Below are 18,709 nucleotides of genomic sequence, written 5' to 3' on the forward strand. Positions count from 1 at the left end.
CAACAACGGGAGGAACACATGAAAATTTCAAAACTTTACGGGCTGGCTCTTGCCGCCACCATGCTGGTTGCATCGATCGCGCAGGCGGAAACGCTCACGCTTTCGACGCCGGATTCCGATACGTCGGAAATCACGCTCGCGGCCAACAAGTTCGCCGAGATTGTTTCGAAAAAGACTGACGGCAAACTCAAGATCAAGGTGTTTCCGAACGGCACGCTTTATGGCGGCGATCCTTCGGCGGGCGTCAAGCAGCTGGCCGGCGGTTCGCTCGACATGCTCTTGAACTCGACATCGCTTTACGCAACGTTCAATCCGAAATTCACGGCCATCGCCATTCCTTATCAGTTCCGCGACATTGACCAGCTGCGCGTCTATCTCGACAGCGATCTTGGCAAGGAGCTTTCCGGCGATCTGAGCAAGATCGGCATTCTCGGGCTCGATCTCTGGTCTCGGCCGTTGCGCCAGATCACCAACTCCAAGGCGCCGATCAAATCGCCTGCCGATCTCAAGGGCATGAAGCTGCGTGTGCCGAACAATCCGCTCTGGGTCGAATTCTTCGGCGCCATGGGTGCTGCCCCGACGCCGATGGCCTTTGCGGAAGTCTATAACGCGCTCCAGCTGAAAGTCGTCGACGGGCAGGAAAATCCGGTCAACGTGCCTGTCAGCGCCAAGCTTTATGAAGTGCAGAAATACCTGACGATCAGCAACCACATCGCTGACGCCTGGGTGCTGGGCATGAACCCGGCCCGTTTCGAAGGCCTCGACGAGGGCTTCAAGACGGCGTTGAGGGACGCGGCCACGGAAACCGAGGCGTGGAAAGCTCAGAACGATGCTGCCGATATCGACAAGTCGCTCGCAACGCTGAAGAAGAACGGCATGGAGGTCAACACGCTGACCGATGACGAGCGCAAGGCTTTCGTGGCTGTCGCGACTGGTCTTTCGGCAAAATTCTCCGCCCTCGTGAAAGATCAGGCGTTTTTCGACAAGACGCAGGCTTTCCTCAAGACGAACTGACGCCGCCAGTGAAAGGAGGGTCGGGCTTGCACCGATTAGCAACCCGGCCGCTCCCATCGTCAGCAAGGGTTGCCTTGCCGTAGCGGCAGGGTGGCATTCGTTTTACCGGATATCCGGTTTCAGCAGTGGAAGGGTATTGTCATGCGCGATACGAAACCGTCGGTGCTCGGCACCATCGTCAAGGTCATCGCTGATGTCGCCGCCGGGGCGGCCTGTTTCGGTATTCTTGTCGTCGTTCTTCTCCAGGTCATTGGCCGCCTCATCGGCAGCCCGCTCCCCTGGACCGAGGAGGCGACACGCTTTCTCTTCATCTGGATGGTGTTCCTTGGCCTTGCCGCCGGTTTCCGCACTGTTGAAAGCGCGCGGGTCGTGGTGTTTCTGGTGCTGTTCCACCGCCTGTTCAGGCGGTTGGCGGTGCCGATCTATGTCGGTTCTTCGGTGTTCTTCTTCGGCATGATGGGCTGGACGGGCTTCACCCTGGTGCGCCAGCAGATCATGATGAACGAGACCGCCGCGACCTTGCCCATCCCCATGTGGACCATCGGCATGGTTCTGCCTGTCTCGGCCGTCATCGCCGTGCTGGCCATCATCGAATCGCTGCGCAGCAGGCGGGACCTGATCGCGCTCCCCGAGATCGGTATCCCCGCGGACGAGATCGCCCACGCCGATATCTCTATTTCAGCAGGACATTGAGCCATGTCGGTCTTTCTTCTCATCGCCTTTTTCGGTCTCAGCATGCTGGGTGTGCCGCTCGCCATCGCTTTGGCGCTCGCCAGTGTCGGCACGCTGTGGCTCTTCACCTCCATGCCCATGGACCTTCTGTCGCAGACGATGTTTTCGTCGATGAACTCTTTCCTTCTCGTCGCCGTGCCACTCTTTATTTTGGTCGGTACGGTGATGGAGCGCGGCCGTGTGGCGGAGCGCATCTTCGATTTCGCCGAGGCGATGGTCGGCTGGCTTCCCGGTGGGCTTGGCCACGTCAACGTCATTTCGTCGGTCATCTTTTCCGGCGTCTCCGGCTCCTCAGTCGCCGATATCGCCTCTGTGGGCGCAATCGAAATCAAGGCCATGGAGCGACACGGATTTCCAAAGGGTTATGCCGTCGGCATGACGCTCTGCACCTCCACGCTCTCTTCCATCATCCCGCCGTCGATCCTGATCGTGATTGCCGGTTCCATCGCCAATGTGTCGATCGGCACGCTGCTCATTGCGGGTCTGGTGCCTGGCCTCTTCATCGCCTTCGCTTTTCTTGTCTTTAACCACTTCTATTCGGTGCATTACGGCTACAATCCGCCGACGCCCTTCAATTTCCGTCTGGTTATCGTCACCGGCCTTCGCGCCATCCTGCCGATGCTCACGCCGCTGATCCTCATCATCGGTATCGCCAGCGGCCTGTTCACGCCGACGGAAGCCGCGGCCATCGCGGTTGTTTATGTGGCCGTATTGGGTGTGCTGGTCTATCGCACGCTGCCGGTTCGCGAATTGCCGGAAATACTGATCTCCACGGCGCGCATTTCCGGCACCATCCTGTTCATCGCCGCCACCTCGCAGCTTGCCGCCTGGGTCTTCACCTTCGACGGCCTGCCGGAACAGGTGGCCGAGCTTTTGAAGGCGATGAACCTTGGGCCGATGTCGGGCATGCTGGTGATCTTCGTGTTTCTGCTGATCATCGGCATCTTCATGGAGGCTATCCCTGCCATGTTCATCCTCATTCCGGTGCTGATGCCGCCGGTAGAGGCGCTGGGCATCGATCCGATTCACTTCCTGATCGTGACTGTCATGACGCTGACACTCGGCCTTGTAACGCCGCCGGTCGGGGTCTGCCTGTTCGCGGCAGCACAGGTGGCGAACATGAAGATCGAGGACGTCATTCGTGGTTCGCTGGCGCCGATGACGGTGCTGACGCTCGCCATATTCGCACTCGTGCTTTTCCCGGTGCTGACGCTCGGGCCGATACGGTTGATGGGTCTTTATTGAGACTGAAACAGGGAGCCTGAAGCATCAGACAACGCGACGGACACGCCACTCGTCGCGTTGTTTTCGCATCCAATCCAGAAACAGCGTCACTTTTCTCTGACGCAGATGGGAATGCGGGCAAACGATCCATTGCGTGACGAGCTTGATGCGGGGCGCATCGGCCACGGCCGGGATCAGCATTCCGCGTTGCAGTTCCTGCTCCATCATCAACGTGCTTTCCAGCGCCACGCCGATGCCCAGAACGGCGGCGTCGATGGCCATGTGGCTGCGATCGAACAGAACGCGACGCCAGCGCTTTTCAGCCGTCACGCCGGAAAGCGGGAACCAGTGGTTCCATTGCGCCTGCGCCTTGACCGAGTGGATAAGCCGTTGGTTCTGCAAATCTTCGGGCAGGAATGTACCGGCACCGGGCATGTCCGGTGAACAGACCGGCAGGAACTCCTCCTCCACGAGTCCTTCCACAAACAGGCCCGGCCAGCGGCCATCGCCATGGCGCAGCTCGATGTCGACAAGCTCCTGCGAAAAATCGGTCGGCTCGTTGGTGCCGTCAAGGCGCACTTCCAGTTCGGGATGCTCCTCCAGAAAGGAGCCGAGACGCGGCAGCAGCCATTTGTTGGAAATGGTCGGGGTTGCCCTGATTGTCAGCGTGGTCACCGAGCGGAAGCCGCGAATACTGTCGGTGGCATCGGTGATCTGCTCGATCTGTGCGGTGATCATCGAGAAGTACCGCTCGCCCGCCTCCGTCAGCGTCACCTTGCGGCCGGTCCGCGCCATCAGCGTCGTGCCAAGCTGGCCTTCAAGCAACTGGATCTGCTGGGAAACGGCTGAAGGCGTAACGCTCAGCTCTTCCGCCGCCCGCGAAATGCTGCCCGCCCTTGCCGCAGCATGAAAGACGAGGATCGATTTTATCGGTATCTGCATGTGGCTGGTCTTCGCTCAACGAATTACGGCAGTCACCGTGATTATCACAGGTGACTGCCGTCACGAAACGCTTGAGAGCGTAGGGTCTTTACCGGTGGCTCGGCAACTTTGGCAAAAGCACCGTCAACAGGCCGAGCAGCGGCAGGTAGGAGCAGATGCGATAGACGAACTCGATGCCTTCCTTATCCGCATAGATCCCGAGAACCGCGGCCCCGATGCCACCGAAGCCAAAGGCGAAACCGAAGAACATGCCGGCGATGAGACCAACGCGCCCGGGTACCAGTTCCTGCGCGAACACGACGATTGCCGAGAAGGCGGAAGAAAAGACGAAGCCGATGACGACGACGAGAACGGTCGTCCAGAACAGGTTCGCATAGGGCAGCATCAGCGCGAAGGGAATGACGCCGAGGATCGAGAACCAGATGACGACGCGCGAGCCGAAGCGGTCGCCGATCGGACCACCGAAGAAAACGCCCGCCGCAGAAGCGCCAAGGAAGAGGAACAGCAGAACCTGCGCATCCTGCACGCCCAGCCCGAACTTCTCGATGGTGTAGAAGGTGAAATAGCTGGAAAGGCTGGCGAGATAGGCGTTCTTGGTGGCGGTCAAAACCACCAGCACGGCAAGCGTCATCATCACGGTGCCGCGTGCCAGCGGAAGTGCGCGGCTGGCCGGAGCCTTGCCGACATTCGCGCGGCGGTGGCGGGTATACCAGACGCCGACCCAGGACAAGACGGCAAAGCCCATCAGCGCGATCAGTGAGAACCAGCTGAGGCTGGCTTGACCGAACGGGATGACGATGAAGGCGGCCAGCAGCGGGCCGATGGCCGTGCCTGTATTACCACCAACCTGGAAGAAGGACTGTGCCAGACCGTGGCGACCACCAGATGCCAGACGGGCAACGCGTGACGCCTCCGGATGGAAGATCGCCGAGCCGACACCGATCAGGCAGGCGCCGATCACGAGCACCTCGAAGCTGTGAGCGAATGCGAGCGTGATGAGGCCGGCACAGGTCGAGAGCATGGCGACTGGCAGGGAGAAAGGCATGGGCCAGCGATCGGTCACCATGCCGACGACCGGCTGCAACAGCGATGCCGTGACCTGAAAGGCGAAGGTGAGCAGCCCAATCTGCATGAAGTCGAGCGCATAATTGGCCTTCAGCAGCGGATAAAGCGACGTCAGCAGCGATTGCATGATGTCGTTGAGCATGTGGCAGAAGCTGGCTGCTGCAATGATTGAAAACGCCGTGCGTTGCGGGCTGAACCCGGTGCTGGTGACGGTGGCCATGATGTATCCTCTCCAGATTCCCCGCGAGAGACGGGAAACGTGTCTTTATTTCTTCCCGCTTTTATTCATATTGTTTCTGGCCTGCTTTCGTGTTCTGGACGAGTTTCTTTGTGAATGGGCCAAATGGCAAAAATCAAATCGCTAAAACCCGCCCGTCTGGCGGATGACGACCATGAGCGCAGCCTGAAATTGATCGACGGCACCAACGAGCCGGTGCTGGCGCTTCACCGTGCCTATCCGACAGGACACCGTACCCCGGTCCACAGCCATGGCCGGGTGCAGATATGGTGCGCACGCCAGGGCGTCGTGCTGGTCAGCACCGCCGCCGGGCGCTGGATGATACCGCCCGGTCACGGGCTTATCATTCCAGCCGGGCTGAAACACGAGGCCGAGATCATCTCAACGGTGGAGATGCATTCGATCTACGTTCACCCCGATCTGTTTCAAGCCGGGGACCCAAGGGTGGTGGAAATTACCGCCCTTGCCTCCAGCCTGATTTCGGAATTGCTGGGCGAGGAGTTGCAACCTGCCGCTTTTCATCGGCAGGGACTGGTGCGGGCGCTTCTGCTCGATGAGGTAAACCGTCTGCCGGAACGCCCGCTGGGATTACCCTTTCCCGATAATCAGCGTCTTGCCGGTCTTTGCCGCGAGTTCCTGAAAAAGCCTGTGGCCAGAGTGGAAATCGATGACTGGGCCGCCGCCATGGGCATGAGCCGGCGCTCCTTTACGCGGTTATTTCGTAAAGAGTTGGGGGTGAGTTTTGTCACCTGGCGCCAGCAGGCCTGCATTTTTGCGTCTTTGCCGAGGCTTGCCGCGGGCGAGGCGGTGACCAATGTGGCGCTGGATGCCGGTTATGAAAATATTCCGGCTTTCACCACCATGTTCCGGCGAATGCTCGGCAATTCGCCCCGCGCCTATCGCAAGGCGGCAGGCCAGCGCAGTGCCGGCTACTCCGATTTTGAAGAGGCGGAAAATTAAGCCGCCGTCGCGCGCATATCGCGGCGGAAATCGGAAGGCGACATGCCGGCGATCTGACGAAACGCCTTGTTGAAGGCGCTGACGGAGCCGAAGCCGCTTTCCATGGCAATCTGCAGAATATTGTCCTTGCCGTTCATCAGCATCGCCTGGGCGCGGGAAAGCCTGAGCAAGGTCAGGTATTTGATCAGCGTCATGCCGGTGGATTTGCGAAACAGGTTCATCGCATATTTCGGATGAAGCGAGGCGGCGCGGGCAATTTCGGTCGCGTCGATGTCGTCTAGAAAATTGGCGGCAATGAAATCGCACATGCGCACCACGCCGATTGAGGGCGCCATGCTCTCGTCGTTCTCTTCCCGTTTGCCGCTGACGGCGGAGGATATGACGGTATAGGGCTCGAGGAACATGCGCTCCACCCGCAGCAGCAATTCCTCCACCGCGTGCTGCGCCTTGGCCGGATCACCCGAAGTGACGTAACGGAACCAGCGGCCGAAATTTTCCTCGTCGGCCCGGTCCGTCTGCGCACTCACCATCGTTGCGCCGCCCATCAGCAGGCTGGAAACCGCAGCCGGCAGCCGCATGCGGAAAAAATGGACGAGCGGCAGATGCGCGCCCGCATAAATCGAATCATCGGAGGAACGGTCCATCTGGTGCGGCTGGCCGCCCCAGAAAATGCACATCTGGCCGGCATCGAGCGAAAGGTCGTGGTCGCCCATCCGGTAATGTACGGATCCCGACATCACGTAGTTCACCTCCACCTGCGCATGCCAGTGCGGCCTGAGCATGATGGGCGGGTGGTTGTAAAAAAGCTGGAGCGTGGTCGGCATGCCTTCGATGCTGCTTGCACCCGGCTGGTAGAAGGCTCTTTCGGCAATCTTACTTTCCGCCAAATCGATGTTCCCTTTGTACGAGACAGATTTCCTGCCGCCGGTAATGTGCCCATGTTCGCTAAAGAACGGCAATTGAAAAAAGGGAGGTTTTCAATGTGCTTTAAATTTCTTGGCGCGTCGACGGCTCTGGTGCTCCTTGCGGCACCGGTAATGGCGCAATCCGAGACCTTAACCATCTGGAGCTGGAATGTCGCCGCATCGGCGCTTAAATCCACTGTCGAAGGGTTCAACAAGCAAAATCCTGACATCAAGATTGTTGTTGAAGACCTTGGAAACGATCAGGTTTTCGACAAGACGCTGGCGGCTTGCGCAGCGGGTGGCGACGGCCTCCCGGATATTGTAACGGTCGAAAATTTCGAGGCGGAACTGTTCTGGAGCCGGTTCCCGGATTGTTTCACGGATTTGACTGCACTTGGCTATACGCCTGAAAAACAGGCGCTTTTTCCTGACTTCAAGCGCACGGAACTGGAGGTCGATGGCGTAGCTTATGCGGTGCCTTGGGATTCGGGTCCGGTGGCCGTTTTTTACCGGCGCGATTTCTACGAAAAGGCTGCTGTCGATCCGGCCACCATCAAAAGCTGGGATGATTTCATCGCGGCTGGCAAGAAGGTCATGGCCGCCAATCCCGGCACCGTGATGGCGCAGGCCGATTTCAACGGCGACAGCGAGTGGTTCCGCATGATCGCCAACGAGCAGGGATGCGGTTACTTTTCGACCGACGGCCAGAACATCACCATCAACAAACCTGCCTGTGTCGCGACGCTTGAAAAGATCAAGCAGATGAAGGATGCCGGCATCATCACGGCTGCGATCTGGGATGAGAAGATTCAGGCCAATACTGCCGGCAAGGCCGCGAGCCAGATGTATGGCGCCTGGTATGAAGGCACGGTTCGCTCCGGCTCTCCCGGTCTTTCGGGCAAGTGGGGTGTCTATATGATGCCGAGCCTTACGCCTGACGGTCCGCATGCAGCCAATCTCGGTGGCTCTTCGCTGGCGATAAGTTCGGCGTCCAAGCACAAGGAAGCCGCCTGGAAGTACATCGACTACGCGCTGACCACCAATGAGGGGCAGGTGACGATGCTGAAGTCCTTCGGCCTCGTTCCCTCGCTTCTCTCCGCCATCGATGATCCTTTCGTCAAGGAAAAGCAGCCCTATTGGGGTGGGCAGGCGGTCTGGACCGATATTCTGGCGACTTTGCCGAAAATCGTGCCCAGCCGTGGCACCGCGTTCCAGTCGGATGCAGATGCGATCTACAAGGCGACGCAGACCAAATATTTCGCGGGTGGTTATCCCGATGCGAAAGCAGCTCTCGACGATGCCGCAAAGCAGATCGAAACGGCCACGGGGCTGCCGGTCGCGGAATGAAGCTCTCGGATGGCCGGCCTTGCGGTTTAGCATGACCGGCCTCTCCAAGCTTTCCAACCATCGCATCTGGAGGTCGTCATGCCGTCAAGGAACAGGATCGCTTATGCGTTCCTTGCGCCCTATCTTCTGATTTTCGCGACGTTCTGGGTCTGGCCGATCGTTAGCTCATTCATGCTGTCGTTTCAGAACACCCGCATCAATCCCTGGCGGTTTGCGCCCTCCATGAACTGGGGGAGGCTGGTCTCCGATCCGGCGTTTTATAACGCGCTCTACAATACGCTGATCATTCTGGTCATTCAGGTGCCTGTCATGATCGCGCTTGCGACCGTCATTGCGGTACTTCTGAACTCGCCACTGTTGAAGGTACGCCCGCTTTACCGTTTTGCCTTCTTCGCACCCGTCGTCGTCGGAGAAGTCGCTTATGCGGCAGTTTTCCGGCTGATGTTCAGTGCCGATTTCGGCATCATCAACAAGCTCATCACTTCCGTTGGCCTTTCGCCCATCTCGTGGTTCGACAATGCCAATGCGGCCATGGCGCTGGTCATCATCGCCGTCACATGGCGCTGGGCGGGGTATAACGCCATCATCATTCTGGCCGGCCTGCAATCCATCCCCGGCGATGTCTATGAGGCGGCGACACTGGACAAGGTGAACAAGCGGCAGCAGTTCTTCCACATCACACTGCCGCTTTTGAAACCCATCATCCTTTTCTGCGTGGTCCTGTCCGTCATCGGCACCATGCAGCTTTTTGCCGAGCCTTTCCTCATCACCAACAGGGGTGGGCCGGGCGGCGGTACGGAAACGCTGGGGTTGTTCCTTTACCGGCAGGGCTTCACTTCGCTCAATTTCGGCTACGCCTCGGCCATCGCCTACACCATGGCGGCGCTCGCCATCGCCATTTCGTTTCTTAATCTCTGGGTCGGGAGGGAGCCGAAATGAGATCGAAATCCAGATCGCTTCTCTGGCAGAAGATCGCGCTGCATGCGACGCTGACGCCGCTTGCCCTCATCTGGCTATTTCCGCTGTGGATGATGTTCGTGTTCTCGACAATGCCTGATTTTGGCATTTTCAGCCCCGACATCGTGCTCGTCCCGTCCACCAATTTCATCGAGAACTTCAAAAACCTTCAGGCGGATACCAACTTCCTGCGGGCGATGTTCATATCGATCACCGTTGCGGTCATCTATACGGTTCTCTCGGTGTTTCTGACCTCCATGGCGGGCTGGGCGCTGGCGCGCTATCGTTTTGCCGGACGCTCGGTGGTGATCGCCATCATTCTCGGCACCATCACCTTGCCTTTTGCAGTTGTCGTCATTCCCCAGTTCATCATGGTGGCGCGCGAATTTAAGCTCGCCAACACCTGGGTGGCACTCATCGTGCCGCCACTGTTTAACTCGCTCGGCGTGCTGTTCATGCGGCAATCCTTTTCCATGATGCCAACGGAGCTTTTCGATGCGGCAAGGGTCGAGGGCGTCAAGGAATGGCAGATATTCCTGCGCATTGCCCTGCCATTGGCGCGCCCCACCATGGCGGCGCTGTCGATCATCCTCTTCCTCGCTTCCTGGAATAATTATCTCTGGCCGCTGCTTATCAACTCCCGCCCGGAAATGATGACCGCACCCGTGGCACTTGGCACCCTCATCGGGCTCACCAAAGTGTCTTGGGGCGGCATCATGGCCGGTGCAGTTCTGCTCACCGCACCCATTCTCATCGTTTTCGTGGCTTTGCAGCGCCACTTCATCGCCGGCATTTCCGCCGGGGCAGTCAAGTAAGGGGAGAGACCGCATGGCGGAACTTTCGCTCAAGAATGTCGTCAAGCGCTACGGTGCGCTGAAAGTCATCCATGGTGCAGATCTCGATATTGCCGATGGCGAGTTCGTGGTCTTCGTCGGCCCGTCCGGCTGTGGCAAATCAACGCTTCTGCGTATGATCGCGGGGCTGGAGGATATATCGGACGGCGATATCAGTATCGGCGGCAGAACGGTCAACGATGCCGATCCGGCCGATCGCGGCATCGCCATGGTATTTCAATCCTATGCGCTTTATCCGCACATGACGGTTGCCGAAAACCTGTCCTTCGGCCTGAGGATGAACGGTAATCCCAGGGCTGATACGGAAAAGCGTGTCAGCCGAGCCGCCGAAATCCTGCAGATCAACGAGTTGATGGAACGCCGGCCAAAGCAGCTTTCCGGCGGGCAGCGGCAGCGTGTCGCCATCGGCCGCGCCATCGTGCGCGAACCGCAGGTCTTTCTGTTCGACGAGCCCTTGTCGAACCTCGATGCGGAACTTCGGGTGCAGATGCGGGTGGAAATCTCGCGGCTGCACAAGCAGCTTGGCACCACGATGATCTATGTCACCCACGACCAGACTGAGGCGATGACGCTGGCCGACAAGATCGTGGTTTTGAGGGCGGGCAATATCGAACAGGTCGGTGCCCCGCTCGATCTTTATGACGACCCCGCCAACCGTTTCGTTGCCGGTTTCGTCGGTTCGCCGAAGATGAATTTTCTGGAGGCGACCGTCATCGGTACGGGTGGACAAAGCGTCACGCTGTCGCTCGACAGCGATCCTGCCGTGCGGCTGACCCTGCCGATCAAGGACCGGCTCGATGAGGGAAGCAAGGTCTCGCTCGGTATCCGGCCCGAACATTTTGCTGATGTCGGGCAGGGCGATGCCGATCTCACCGTCCACGTCGATGTCGCCGAGCACCTCGGCAATACCAGCTATGTCTATGCCCGTACGGAAGGCGGTGAGCAACTCGTCATCGAGCGGCCGGAATCGCGAGACGTCGCCAATCGTGACCGGCTGACGGTCGGTCTTTCCGCCCGCAAGGCATTTCTTTTCGACAGTCAGGGCAATCGCCTGCGCTGAACCCTTTCCCAAGCACGCAAGTCAAGACGAGGATTTCATGACGACCGACCAACCGATCCGCTGGGGCATTATCGGCCCGGGCACCATCGCCAAGACCTTTGCGGACGGCATTGCCCATTCCCGCACGGGTAAGCTCGAGGCTATCGCCACCCGCAATCCGGACAAGCCCGGCCTTGCTGACGCCTTTCCCGGCGCGCGCATCATCCACGGTTACGATGCGCTGCTTTCCGATCCCCATATCGACGCCGTCTATATCGCCACGCCCCATACCGGCCATGCGGAATGGGCGATCAAGGCGATCCGTGCGGGCAAAAACGTGCTGGTGGAAAAGCCCATCGCGCTTTCCGCCTATGACGCCGACGCCATTTTCCACGAAGCGAAAAAAGCTGATGTCTTTGCGGGCGAGGCCTATATGTACCGCCTGCATCCGCAGACGGCAAAACTGGTAGAGTTGATCAGGAACCGCGCCGTTGGCGATATCCGCATCATCCGCTCCAGTTTCGGTTTTAACATGGGGTCTTTCCGTGCCGACCATCGTCTGTTTTCCAATGAGACGGCAGGCGGCGGCATTCTCGATGTCGGCGGTTATCCCGTATCCATGGTGCGGCTGATTGCCGGTGCAGTCGATGGAAAACCCTTTGCTGAACCCGAAAAGATTGTAGGTGCGGCCCATCTCGGCCAGTCGGGCGTCGATGAATGGGCTTCGGCCGTTCTGAAATTTTCGAACGGTATCGTTGCCGAAGTCTCCTGCTCGATCATGGCAGGCCAGGACAATGTGCTGCGCATCATCGGTTCGGAAGGCCGTATCGAAGTCAAGGATTTCTGGTTCGCCGCCGGCCACAAGGGTGGCACCGGCCGGATCGATATTTTCAGGGGCGACAAGGTCGAAACCATCGAATTGCCGGAAGACCGTTGGCTCTATTCCTTCGAAGTCGATGCGGCAGGTGAGGCGATAAGGCAGGGCAAGCAGGAATTCGGCGCGCCCGGCATGGGCTGGGCCGACAGTCTCGGCAATCTACGTGTCATGGACCAGTGGCGTGCCGCCGTTGGCCTGGAATACAGCGTCGAAAAAGCAACTTCTCGCATCACGAATCTTGCCGGTGGCAAGGTCGTGGCAGGCAATGCGGTTCCGAAGCGGCAGATACCCGGCCTCACCAAACCCGCTTCGGTGGTTGCGCTCGGTTTCGAGTTCTTCCCCAATTTCGCCTCCGCGTCCCTGACGCTCGATGCCTTTTATGAGGCGGGCGGCAATCTGTTCGATACGGCTTATGTCTATGGCGGCGGCAAGACGGAAGCCATATTCGGTGACTGGCACACCAGCCGCAACGTGCCGCGCGAAGAAATCGTGCTGATCGGCAAAGGCGCGCATTCGCCCCTCTGCTATCCGGACATGATCGCCAAGCAGCTCAACCAGTCGCTGGAGCGTCTGAAGACGGATTATGTCGATGTCTATTTCATGCATCGTGACAATCCCGACGTGCCGGTCGGCGAATTTGTCGATGCGATGGATGCCGAAGTCCGGCGTGGTCGCATTCGGGGCATTTTTGGCGGATCGAACTGGACGCGCGAGCGTATGGACGAGGCCACCGCCTATGCGCAAGAGAACGGCAAGCAGGCGCCGGGCGCACTTTCCAACAATTTCTCGCTTGCCGAAATGCTCGATCCCATCTGGGCGGGGTGTGTGGCGGCATCGGACGATGAGTGGAAGGCATGGCTCCAATCCCGCCAGATCCCGAATTTCGCCTGGTCGAGCCAGGGGCGCGGCTTCTTCACCGACCGGGCGGGGCGGGACAAGCGCGATGACGAGGAAATCGTCCGCGTCTGGTATTCCGACCGCAACTTCGACCGCCGCGACCGGGCGATCGAGCTTGCCCGGAAACTCGGCCGCCATCCGATCCACATCGCGCTCGCTTATGTCATCGCCCAGCCTTTCCCGGTCATTCCGCTGATCGGGCCGCGCACCATTGCCGAACTGGAGGACAGCCTTTCTTCGCTGGATATCAAGCTGACGGCTGAGCAGGTTAAGTGGCTGGAGGCGTGACGCGACACGAGGCGGCGGGTTTTCCGCGGTCTCCGGATGGATGATAAAGTTGGCTACCTCTCCTGCGTCATACCGGGCTTGACCCGGCATCCGGCCACGGTGTGCTAGCGCCGTGGCCGGAGCCTTTTGCAATCAAGGAATTGACCGTGCTGGACCCCGGACCTCGTCAGGGTGACGGAATGCGGATGCTGTGGTGGTGCTAAAGCACTGTTTTATAGGAGGACTATCCCCAACCTCCAACCTTATCTTGTTTTCCTGCTTCTTTCTCTCAGCAGCCGCTGATAAATCGGAATCTTGATATAATTGCGCCCGCCTGAAAACACGGGGGTGAAACAATCTACCGGGGTTCTTATGGGCGATATCGATCGAGGCCGTGCGCAGCAGTTGATGGGTGAGGCGGGCATGGATGCGCTGGTGCTCTTCCAGCCGGAAGCCTTCCGTTATGCGGTTGGAGCACATGCGGGCGTTGCGACGATGTGGGGCAGGGCGGGGTCGGCGATTGCGCTTGTGCCAGCCGATGCTGCGTCCGGGCTTGCCGCCGTCGTCAGCGATCACGCCGCACCTCTTGTCGAGAAGGTCGCGCCTGATGTCGATCTGCGCCGGCATCGCATCTGGATCGATATGGTCGATATGTCGGGTGTCGAAAACGTCTCGCAGGTAGACGGTGCCTATCGCCGCAACAATTCCGGCGGACAGAGGCCGGAGACATTCGATCGCGCCGCCTGCTTTGTTTTGCTGGCCGACCTTCTGCAGGAACGCGGGCTGTCTGCGGCGCGCATCGGTGCCGATCTCGAATTCATGCCCGCCGCCGATTTTTCGGCTCTTCGTGAGGTGACGCCCGCTGTGAACTGGGTTGATGGTTCGACAGTGCTGAAACGTCTGCGTGCGGTGAAATCCGTGCGCGAGATTGAACTTCTCAGGCGGGCCGCAGCGGCCGCTGAGGCCGGGCTGGTCGAGATGGCGGCGGCCGTGCGGCCGGGCGTGGCGCTCAGCCAGCTTTCCAACGCGTGGAAAGCCGGCGCTCAGTCGCATGCCTTGAAGTCGGGTTTTTCGCTGAGCGGTCATTGGGACTATATATCGGTCGGTCCGGTCCTGTCGGATATGACGGCGGTCGTCGCGCCCGGTGCCCTGATCAAGGCCGATGTTGGAACGCTGGTCGAAGGTTATTCGTCGGATGGCGCGCGGACGTTTTCATGGGGTCCGGTCTCTCCGCTCGCGGCCAATATTTTCAAGGCGCTGGAGGCAGCTTTTGCCAGCGGGCTGGAAGCGATTCGTCCCGGCAATACATTCGGTGCGGTGCACGCCGCCATGCTGGCTTCGATGCGCAAAGACGGATTCAGCGAATATTATCGCGGTCATTTCGGCCATTCCGTCGGCGGCGGCGTAGGCATCGAGGAATGGCCGTTCTTTTCCCATGACAATGAGGAGGTCATTCTTCCCGGCATGGTCGTGGCACTTGAAGCGCCGTTTTATGGCGAAGGTCTGGGCGCGCTGATGATCGAGGACCAGTTTCTCGTTACTACAGCAGGGGCAGAGTGCATGAACAGCCTGCCACGCACCCTGCGGGATTTGTCCCGCGCCTGAGGCCGGCCAGATTCAAAGAAAGTCGTCGCGGCGAGGGGTGAAGCAGTCGATCAGCTCGCCCTCTTCCAGGCAGAGGCAGCCGTGCTCGACATGGCCGGGAATGATGAGGCTGTCGCCTTTCTGCAGGTCGTAAGCTTCGCCATCGCGGTAAAAGCGGAAGCTGCCGCTGGCGACATAGGTGGATTGCACATGCGGATGGTTGTGCAGCTTGCCTTCGGCGCCGGTCTTGAAGCGGAACGAAACCACCATCAGCTCCGGCGCTTCGGAAAGCACGGTGCGTTCAACACCATCGTCGGGTGAAACGGTGGGGAATGTCGGAAGCTGCTGCATGTGGTTCTCCTCGGTCATGCGATGTCGTTCAAGCTTGAAATTCAGCGCGGCGCGCGCAGCATGGCGCGGTAACGCGTCTGGCTGCTTTTCAGGTGATGGCGCATGGCGCTTCTTGCCGCCTCTTCGTCGCCGTCCTGTATCGCAATCAGGATCGCTTCGTGCTCACCGACAAGCCGGTTGAGGTCAGCGGGTGAAAGCACAGTTTCCTTGCCGTTTTCGGCAACGGCGCGGCGCGGAATGAGCGTTGGGCCAAGCACCTGTAGAAACTCGCTGAAGCGCGGATTGTTGGTTGCGTCGGCAACGGCCAGGTGAAAAGCGAAGTCGGCCTCTGCTGTCGGAATGCCCTTGGCGGCGCTGGCGCGGAAGGCATCGAAGGCTTCGATGATTTTCTCCTCCTGCGCCGGGGAGCGGCGAACGGCCGCAAGACCGGCGGCATCACCTTCCACGGCGGTGCGCAGTTCGAGCATTTCGATAAGGGACGAGACGCGGGCAAGATCGACATTATGGAACGGCCGTCGCTCGACAGGCGCTGGCTCCAGCACGAAGACACCCGCGCCCTGACGCGGCTCGACCAGCCCGTCGGACCTCAGTGAGGCGATGGCCTCGCGCACCACGGTGCGGCTTACGCCGAATTCCTGCGTCATCTGCGCTTCGGAAGGCAGGCGCTCGCCTGTCTTATAACGGCCCTTGGCGATCTGGCTGCGGAGCTCCTCGGAAACCTTCACCACAAGCGTCTTGGCTTGCGGAGCTGCCGGTTCGGAGGTTATCGCTTTTGTCATTGTCATCGCCGTTCTAAAAAAGGGTGCAGGTTAGCGTCCGGTATTCCTCGATACGTCATTCGCGGTCCGGCTTGCAATCCCGCTGCACGCGCAGGAAAGACCGGTTATCATGCCTGTCGGTCCCGAATGGCATTTCACGTCGCCTTGAAGATCGGATTGTCGATGAAAACGCCGCCCTGAAAACGCGCCACCGCATCTTTAGGGTCTGGTTGCGGTGTTGTCTCGGCAACGTGCTGCCGGAAAGTCTCGGCGTTGTCCTTCGGTTTCCAGCCAAGCCAGCCGAGGTGGGAATTGTCCCACCAGCCCGCGTCATTGGCCGATGCGCCCCAGATGACCGGGCAGCCGAGCACCGGCGCGCGGAAAACCGCCTCGATCAGCGATACGAAATCATCCTGCGAAAACCAGGTCGACAACATACGGTGATTTTGCGGTTCCGGCGTGCAGGAGCCGATGCGGACCAGCGCCGTTTCCTGGCCGAATTTTTCGAAATACATGCGGGCGAGGCTTTCGCCGAAACATTTGGACACGCCGTAAAGACCGTCCGGCCGGAAGGGAACGTAGGGGCCAAGCCGCTCTGTCTGGGAATAATAACCGATCGTGTGATTGGAGCTGGCGAAGACGATTCGAGGCTGCCCATGGGCGCGGGCCGCCTCATAGAGGTTATAAAGCCCGATGATATTACCGTGAAGGATCTGCTCGAAAGGCCGCTCCACCGATATGCCGCCAAGATGGACGATGCCGTCACAATCGGCGACCATCGTATCAACGGCGCTGGCGTCGGCCAGATCGCATTGCACGCATTCCTCATTCGGCCCGGCAGGATCGAGCGGCGAAAGATCGGCAAGACGCAATATCTCGGCCATGGGTGCGAGGCGCTTGCGCATGACGCGGCCGAGCTGGCCAGCCGCACCGGTAACAAGAAGCCGTTTCATTGCAATTCTCCCTAAACGAATGGACTGCGGATCATCGAGGCTGCGGGAAACCCCATTCAACGTCTCCGGCGTGGTCGAGATATCCAGGTTCCTCTTGACCTTGTCATACAGATCGTACAAAAAGCGGATAACATATATTATGTCCTATACGCAACAATCATGAAGGATGAGTTTGATGCTGACCGTCGAAACAAGGCAGGCCGTCAACCCGGAATATGCAAAAACGCTCGATACCGATGGGCTTCGCAAGCATTTCCTCGCCAACGACATGTTCCGTTCCGGCGAAATCAGGCTGATCTATACCCATTACGACCGTTTCGTCATGGGCGGCGCGGTGCCTGATGGTGCCCCGCTGATGCTGGACAAGGTCGAGGAAACCAAGACGCCGTCGTTCCTTGACAGGCGCGAGATGGGCATCGTCAATATCGGCGACACCGGCACCGTCAACGCTGGTGGCGAAACGTATACGCTCAATCGTGGCGACGTTCTGTATCTCGGTGCGGGAAGCGGTGCGGTGACCTTCGATGGCGCGGGCCGGTTCTACATCACTTCATGCCCGGCGCATCGCAGCCTGCCGGCAAAGCTCGTCAGCCTTGCCGACAGCAAGGAGGTCAAGCTTGGTGCGACCGAGACCTCCAACAAGCGCACAATCAACCAGTTCATCCACCCACTCGTCATGGAAAGCTGCCAGCTGGTGCTCGGCTATACGACGCTGGAGGACGGCTCCGTCTGGAACACCATTCCGTCGCATATTCATGATCGCCGCATGGAGGCCTATCTCTATTTCGGCATGGATGAAAAGTCGCGCGTTCTGCACCTGATGGGTGAGCCGCAGGAAACGCGGCATCTCTTCATTTCCAACGAAGAGGGTGCCATTTCTCCGCCCTGGTCGATCCATTCCGGCGCTGGCATCGGCTCTTACACGTTCATCTGGGCCATGGCTGGGGACAATGTCGATTATACCGACATGGACTTCATTCAGCCGGGGGATCTGAAATGAAAAATCCCTTTTCGCTTCAAGGGCGTAAGGCGCTGGTGACGGGTGCCAATACGGGGCTTGGTCAAGCAATCGCCGTCGGCCTCGCCGCGGCCGGCGCGGAAGTTGTCTGCGCCGCCCGCCGCGCGCCGGACGAGACGCTGGACATGATCGCGAAGAATGGCGGCAAGGCCGCCGCATTGTCGATTGATTTTGCCGATCCACTCGCCGCCAGGGACAGCTTTGCCGACGCCGGTTTCGATATTCTCGTCAACAATGCCGGCATCATTCGCCGCGCCGATTCCGTGGAGTTTTCAGAGCTCGACTGGGATGAGGTGATGGACGTCAATCTCAAGGCGCTGTTTTTCACCACGCAGGCCTTCGCCAAGGAATTGCTGGCGAAAGGTCGTCCGGGCAAGGTAGTCAATATCGCCTCGCTACTGTCGTTTCAGGGCGGCATCCGCGTGCCGTCTTATACGGCGGCGAAGCATGGCGTTGCCGGTCTGACCAAGCTTCTGGCAAATGAGTGGGCCGCGAAGGGCATCAACGTCAATGCCATTGCGCCCGGTTACATCGAAACCAACAATACCGAGGCGTTGCGGGCGGATGCTGCCCGCAACAAGGCCATTCTGGAGCGCATCCCGGCAGGCCGCTGGGGGCATTCTGAAGACATCGCCGGGGCGGCGGTTTTCCTCGCCTCGCCGGCGGCCGACTACGTGCATGGCGCCATCCTCAATGTCGATGGTGGCTGGCTGGCGCGCTAATGTGC

General features: G+C 59.4%; 18 protein-coding genes. 12 read left to right on the forward strand and 6 right to left on the reverse strand.

Annotation, left to right across the window (positions count from 1 at the left end; genetic code table 11):
* The first annotated feature begins 18 nt into the window (after window positions 1-18).
* The 3 genes from AC5SEO_RS03775 (at window position 19) to AC5SEO_RS03785 (ending at window position 2,991) form a co-directional block, all read left to right on the forward strand.
* Window positions 19-1,014, forward strand: coding sequence for a DctP family TRAP transporter solute-binding subunit (locus AC5SEO_RS03775; protein WP_003517956.1), 996 nt, complete (start codon window positions 19-21; stop codon window positions 1,012-1,014).
* A 141-nt stretch (window positions 1,015-1,155) separates the two neighbouring features.
* The gene (locus tag AC5SEO_RS03780; RefSeq protein ID WP_003517954.1) at window positions 1,156-1,707 is read left to right on the forward strand and encodes a TRAP transporter small permease; all 552 of its coding nucleotides are present in this window, start codon (window positions 1,156-1,158) and stop codon (window positions 1,705-1,707) included.
* A gap of 3 nt (window positions 1,708-1,710) precedes the next feature.
* The gene (locus AC5SEO_RS03785) at window positions 1,711-2,991 is read left to right on the forward strand and encodes a TRAP transporter large permease (protein ID WP_003517952.1); all 1,281 of its coding nucleotides are present in this window, start codon (window positions 1,711-1,713) and stop codon (window positions 2,989-2,991) included.
* Between the two features lie 24 nt (window positions 2,992-3,015).
* Here AC5SEO_RS03785 and AC5SEO_RS03790 read toward each other — a convergent pair whose 3' ends face one another.
* Window positions 3,016-3,912 (reverse strand): LysR substrate-binding domain-containing protein, encoded by an 897-nt coding sequence (locus AC5SEO_RS03790; protein ID WP_035199353.1) that lies wholly within the window; start codon window positions 3,910-3,912, stop codon window positions 3,016-3,018.
* Between the two features lie 88 nt (window positions 3,913-4,000).
* Window positions 4,001-5,197, reverse strand: coding sequence for an MFS transporter (locus tag AC5SEO_RS03795; RefSeq protein WP_003517947.1), 1,197 nt, complete (start codon window positions 5,195-5,197; stop codon window positions 4,001-4,003).
* A 123-nt stretch (window positions 5,198-5,320) separates the two neighbouring features.
* Here AC5SEO_RS03795 and AC5SEO_RS03800 point away from each other — a divergent pair, with 123 nt between their 5' ends.
* Window positions 5,321-6,175: an AraC family transcriptional regulator gene (locus tag AC5SEO_RS03800; protein ID WP_035199352.1), complete on the forward strand. Its 855-nt coding sequence runs from the start codon at window positions 5,321-5,323 to the stop codon at window positions 6,173-6,175.
* Here AC5SEO_RS03800 and AC5SEO_RS03805 read toward each other — a convergent pair.
* Window positions 6,172-7,062 carry a helix-turn-helix domain-containing protein gene (locus AC5SEO_RS03805; RefSeq protein ID WP_013761428.1) on the reverse strand — a complete coding sequence of 297 codons (891 nt, stop codon included), beginning with the start codon at window positions 7,060-7,062 and terminating at the stop codon, window positions 6,172-6,174. The two genes, AC5SEO_RS03800 and AC5SEO_RS03805, sit on opposite strands and share 4 nt — an antisense overlap.
* A 93-nt stretch (window positions 7,063-7,155) precedes the next feature.
* Here AC5SEO_RS03805 and AC5SEO_RS03810 point away from each other — a divergent pair, with 93 nt between their 5' ends.
* The 6 genes from AC5SEO_RS03810 (at window position 7,156) to AC5SEO_RS03835 (ending at window position 14,923) form a co-directional block, all read left to right on the forward strand.
* Window positions 7,156-8,427 carry an ABC transporter substrate-binding protein gene (locus tag AC5SEO_RS03810; RefSeq protein WP_035199351.1) on the forward strand — a complete coding sequence of 424 codons (1,272 nt, stop codon included), beginning with the start codon at window positions 7,156-7,158 and terminating at the stop codon, window positions 8,425-8,427.
* A gap of 78 nt (window positions 8,428-8,505) precedes the next feature.
* Complete coding sequence (locus AC5SEO_RS03815) at window positions 8,506-9,366, forward strand: carbohydrate ABC transporter permease (RefSeq protein WP_495363726.1); 861 nt, start codon at window positions 8,506-8,508, stop codon at window positions 9,364-9,366.
* The gene (locus AC5SEO_RS03820; protein ID WP_003517937.1) at window positions 9,363-10,199 is read left to right on the forward strand and encodes a carbohydrate ABC transporter permease; all 837 of its coding nucleotides are present in this window, start codon (window positions 9,363-9,365) and stop codon (window positions 10,197-10,199) included. The genes AC5SEO_RS03815 and AC5SEO_RS03820 overlap by 4 nt, the downstream gene beginning before the upstream one ends.
* 13 nt (window positions 10,200-10,212) lie before the next feature.
* Window positions 10,213-11,298 carry an ABC transporter ATP-binding protein gene (locus AC5SEO_RS03825; protein WP_019566480.1) on the forward strand — a complete coding sequence of 362 codons (1,086 nt, stop codon included), beginning with the start codon at window positions 10,213-10,215 and terminating at the stop codon, window positions 11,296-11,298.
* A 37-nt stretch (window positions 11,299-11,335) separates the two neighbouring features.
* Window positions 11,336-13,339, forward strand: coding sequence for an aldo/keto reductase (locus AC5SEO_RS03830; protein WP_174011909.1), 2,004 nt, complete (start codon window positions 11,336-11,338; stop codon window positions 13,337-13,339).
* Window positions 13,340-13,690: 351 nt separating this feature from the next.
* Window positions 13,691-14,923, forward strand: coding sequence for a M24 family metallopeptidase (locus tag AC5SEO_RS03835; RefSeq protein WP_111804079.1), 1,233 nt, complete (start codon window positions 13,691-13,693; stop codon window positions 14,921-14,923).
* Window positions 14,924-14,935: 12 nt separating this feature from the next.
* Here the strand turns inward: AC5SEO_RS03835 and AC5SEO_RS03840 are convergent, their stop codons facing one another.
* From AC5SEO_RS03840 to AC5SEO_RS03850, 3 genes are all read right to left on the reverse strand, one after another.
* Complete coding sequence (locus tag AC5SEO_RS03840; protein ID WP_003517929.1) at window positions 14,936-15,253, reverse strand: cupin domain-containing protein; 318 nt, start codon at window positions 15,251-15,253, stop codon at window positions 14,936-14,938.
* A 41-nt stretch (window positions 15,254-15,294) separates the two neighbouring features.
* The gene (locus AC5SEO_RS03845) at window positions 15,295-16,032 is read right to left on the reverse strand and encodes a FadR/GntR family transcriptional regulator (protein WP_003517927.1); all 738 of its coding nucleotides are present in this window, start codon (window positions 16,030-16,032) and stop codon (window positions 15,295-15,297) included.
* A 134-nt stretch (window positions 16,033-16,166) separates the two neighbouring features.
* Window positions 16,167-16,964 carry an NAD-dependent epimerase/dehydratase family protein gene (locus AC5SEO_RS03850; protein WP_035199343.1) on the reverse strand — a complete coding sequence of 266 codons (798 nt, stop codon included), beginning with the start codon at window positions 16,962-16,964 and terminating at the stop codon, window positions 16,167-16,169.
* Window positions 16,965-17,139: 175 nt separating this feature from the next.
* Between AC5SEO_RS03850 and kduI the strand changes: the two genes are divergently transcribed.
* On the forward strand, window positions 17,140-17,964 hold the full coding sequence (gene kduI / locus AC5SEO_RS03855) for a 5-dehydro-4-deoxy-D-glucuronate isomerase (RefSeq protein WP_003517924.1): 825 nt from the start codon (window positions 17,140-17,142) through the stop codon (window positions 17,962-17,964).
* Window positions 17,961-18,704, forward strand: a complete 744-nt coding sequence (gene kduD / locus AC5SEO_RS03860) for a 2-dehydro-3-deoxy-D-gluconate 5-dehydrogenase KduD (RefSeq protein WP_013761417.1) — start codon at window positions 17,961-17,963, stop codon at window positions 18,702-18,704. Before kduI ends, kduD begins: the two co-directional genes overlap by 4 nt.
* The last annotated feature ends 5 nt before the right edge of the window (window positions 18,705-18,709 follow it).

The organism is Agrobacterium sp. K11, from assembly GCF_059429395.1.

Bases quoted from the DNA above. Each gene is read 5' to 3' on its own strand.
- AC5SEO_RS03780 (WP_003517954.1), top strand. From the start codon at position 1,156: ATGCGCGATACGAAACCGTCGGTGCTCGGCACCATCGTCAAGGTCATC.
- AC5SEO_RS03830 (WP_174011909.1), top strand. From the start codon at position 11,336: ATGACGACCGACCAACCGATCCGCTGGGGCATTATCGGCCCGGGCACC.
- AC5SEO_RS03825 (WP_019566480.1), top strand. From the start codon at position 10,213: ATGGCGGAACTTTCGCTCAAGAATGTCGTCAAGCGCTACGGTGCGCTG.
- AC5SEO_RS03850 (WP_035199343.1), bottom strand. From the start codon at position 16,964: ATGAAACGGCTTCTTGTTACCGGTGCGGCTGGCCAGCTCGGCCGCGTC.
- kduI (WP_003517924.1), top strand. From the start codon at position 17,140: ATGCTGACCGTCGAAACAAGGCAGGCCGTCAACCCGGAATATGCAAAA.
- AC5SEO_RS03820 (WP_003517937.1), top strand. From the start codon at position 9,363: ATGAGATCGAAATCCAGATCGCTTCTCTGGCAGAAGATCGCGCTGCAT.
- AC5SEO_RS03785 (WP_003517952.1), top strand. From the start codon at position 1,711: ATGTCGGTCTTTCTTCTCATCGCCTTTTTCGGTCTCAGCATGCTGGGT.
- AC5SEO_RS03790 (WP_035199353.1), bottom strand. From the start codon at position 3,912: ATGCAGATACCGATAAAATCGATCCTCGTCTTTCATGCTGCGGCAAGG.
- AC5SEO_RS03775 (WP_003517956.1), top strand. From the start codon at position 19: ATGAAAATTTCAAAACTTTACGGGCTGGCTCTTGCCGCCACCATGCTG.
- AC5SEO_RS03835 (WP_111804079.1), top strand. From the start codon at position 13,691: ATGGGCGATATCGATCGAGGCCGTGCGCAGCAGTTGATGGGTGAGGCG.
- AC5SEO_RS03795 (WP_003517947.1), bottom strand. From the start codon at position 5,197: ATGGCCACCGTCACCAGCACCGGGTTCAGCCCGCAACGCACGGCGTTT.
- AC5SEO_RS03810 (WP_035199351.1), top strand. From the start codon at position 7,156: ATGTGCTTTAAATTTCTTGGCGCGTCGACGGCTCTGGTGCTCCTTGCG.
- AC5SEO_RS03800 (WP_035199352.1), top strand. From the start codon at position 5,321: ATGGCAAAAATCAAATCGCTAAAACCCGCCCGTCTGGCGGATGACGAC.
- AC5SEO_RS03840 (WP_003517929.1), bottom strand. From the start codon at position 15,253: ATGCAGCAGCTTCCGACATTCCCCACCGTTTCACCCGACGATGGTGTT.
- kduD (WP_013761417.1), top strand. From the start codon at position 17,961: ATGAAAAATCCCTTTTCGCTTCAAGGGCGTAAGGCGCTGGTGACGGGT.
- AC5SEO_RS03815 (WP_495363726.1), top strand. From the start codon at position 8,506: ATGCCGTCAAGGAACAGGATCGCTTATGCGTTCCTTGCGCCCTATCTT.
- AC5SEO_RS03845 (WP_003517927.1), bottom strand. From the start codon at position 16,032: ATGACAAAAGCGATAACCTCCGAACCGGCAGCTCCGCAAGCCAAGACG.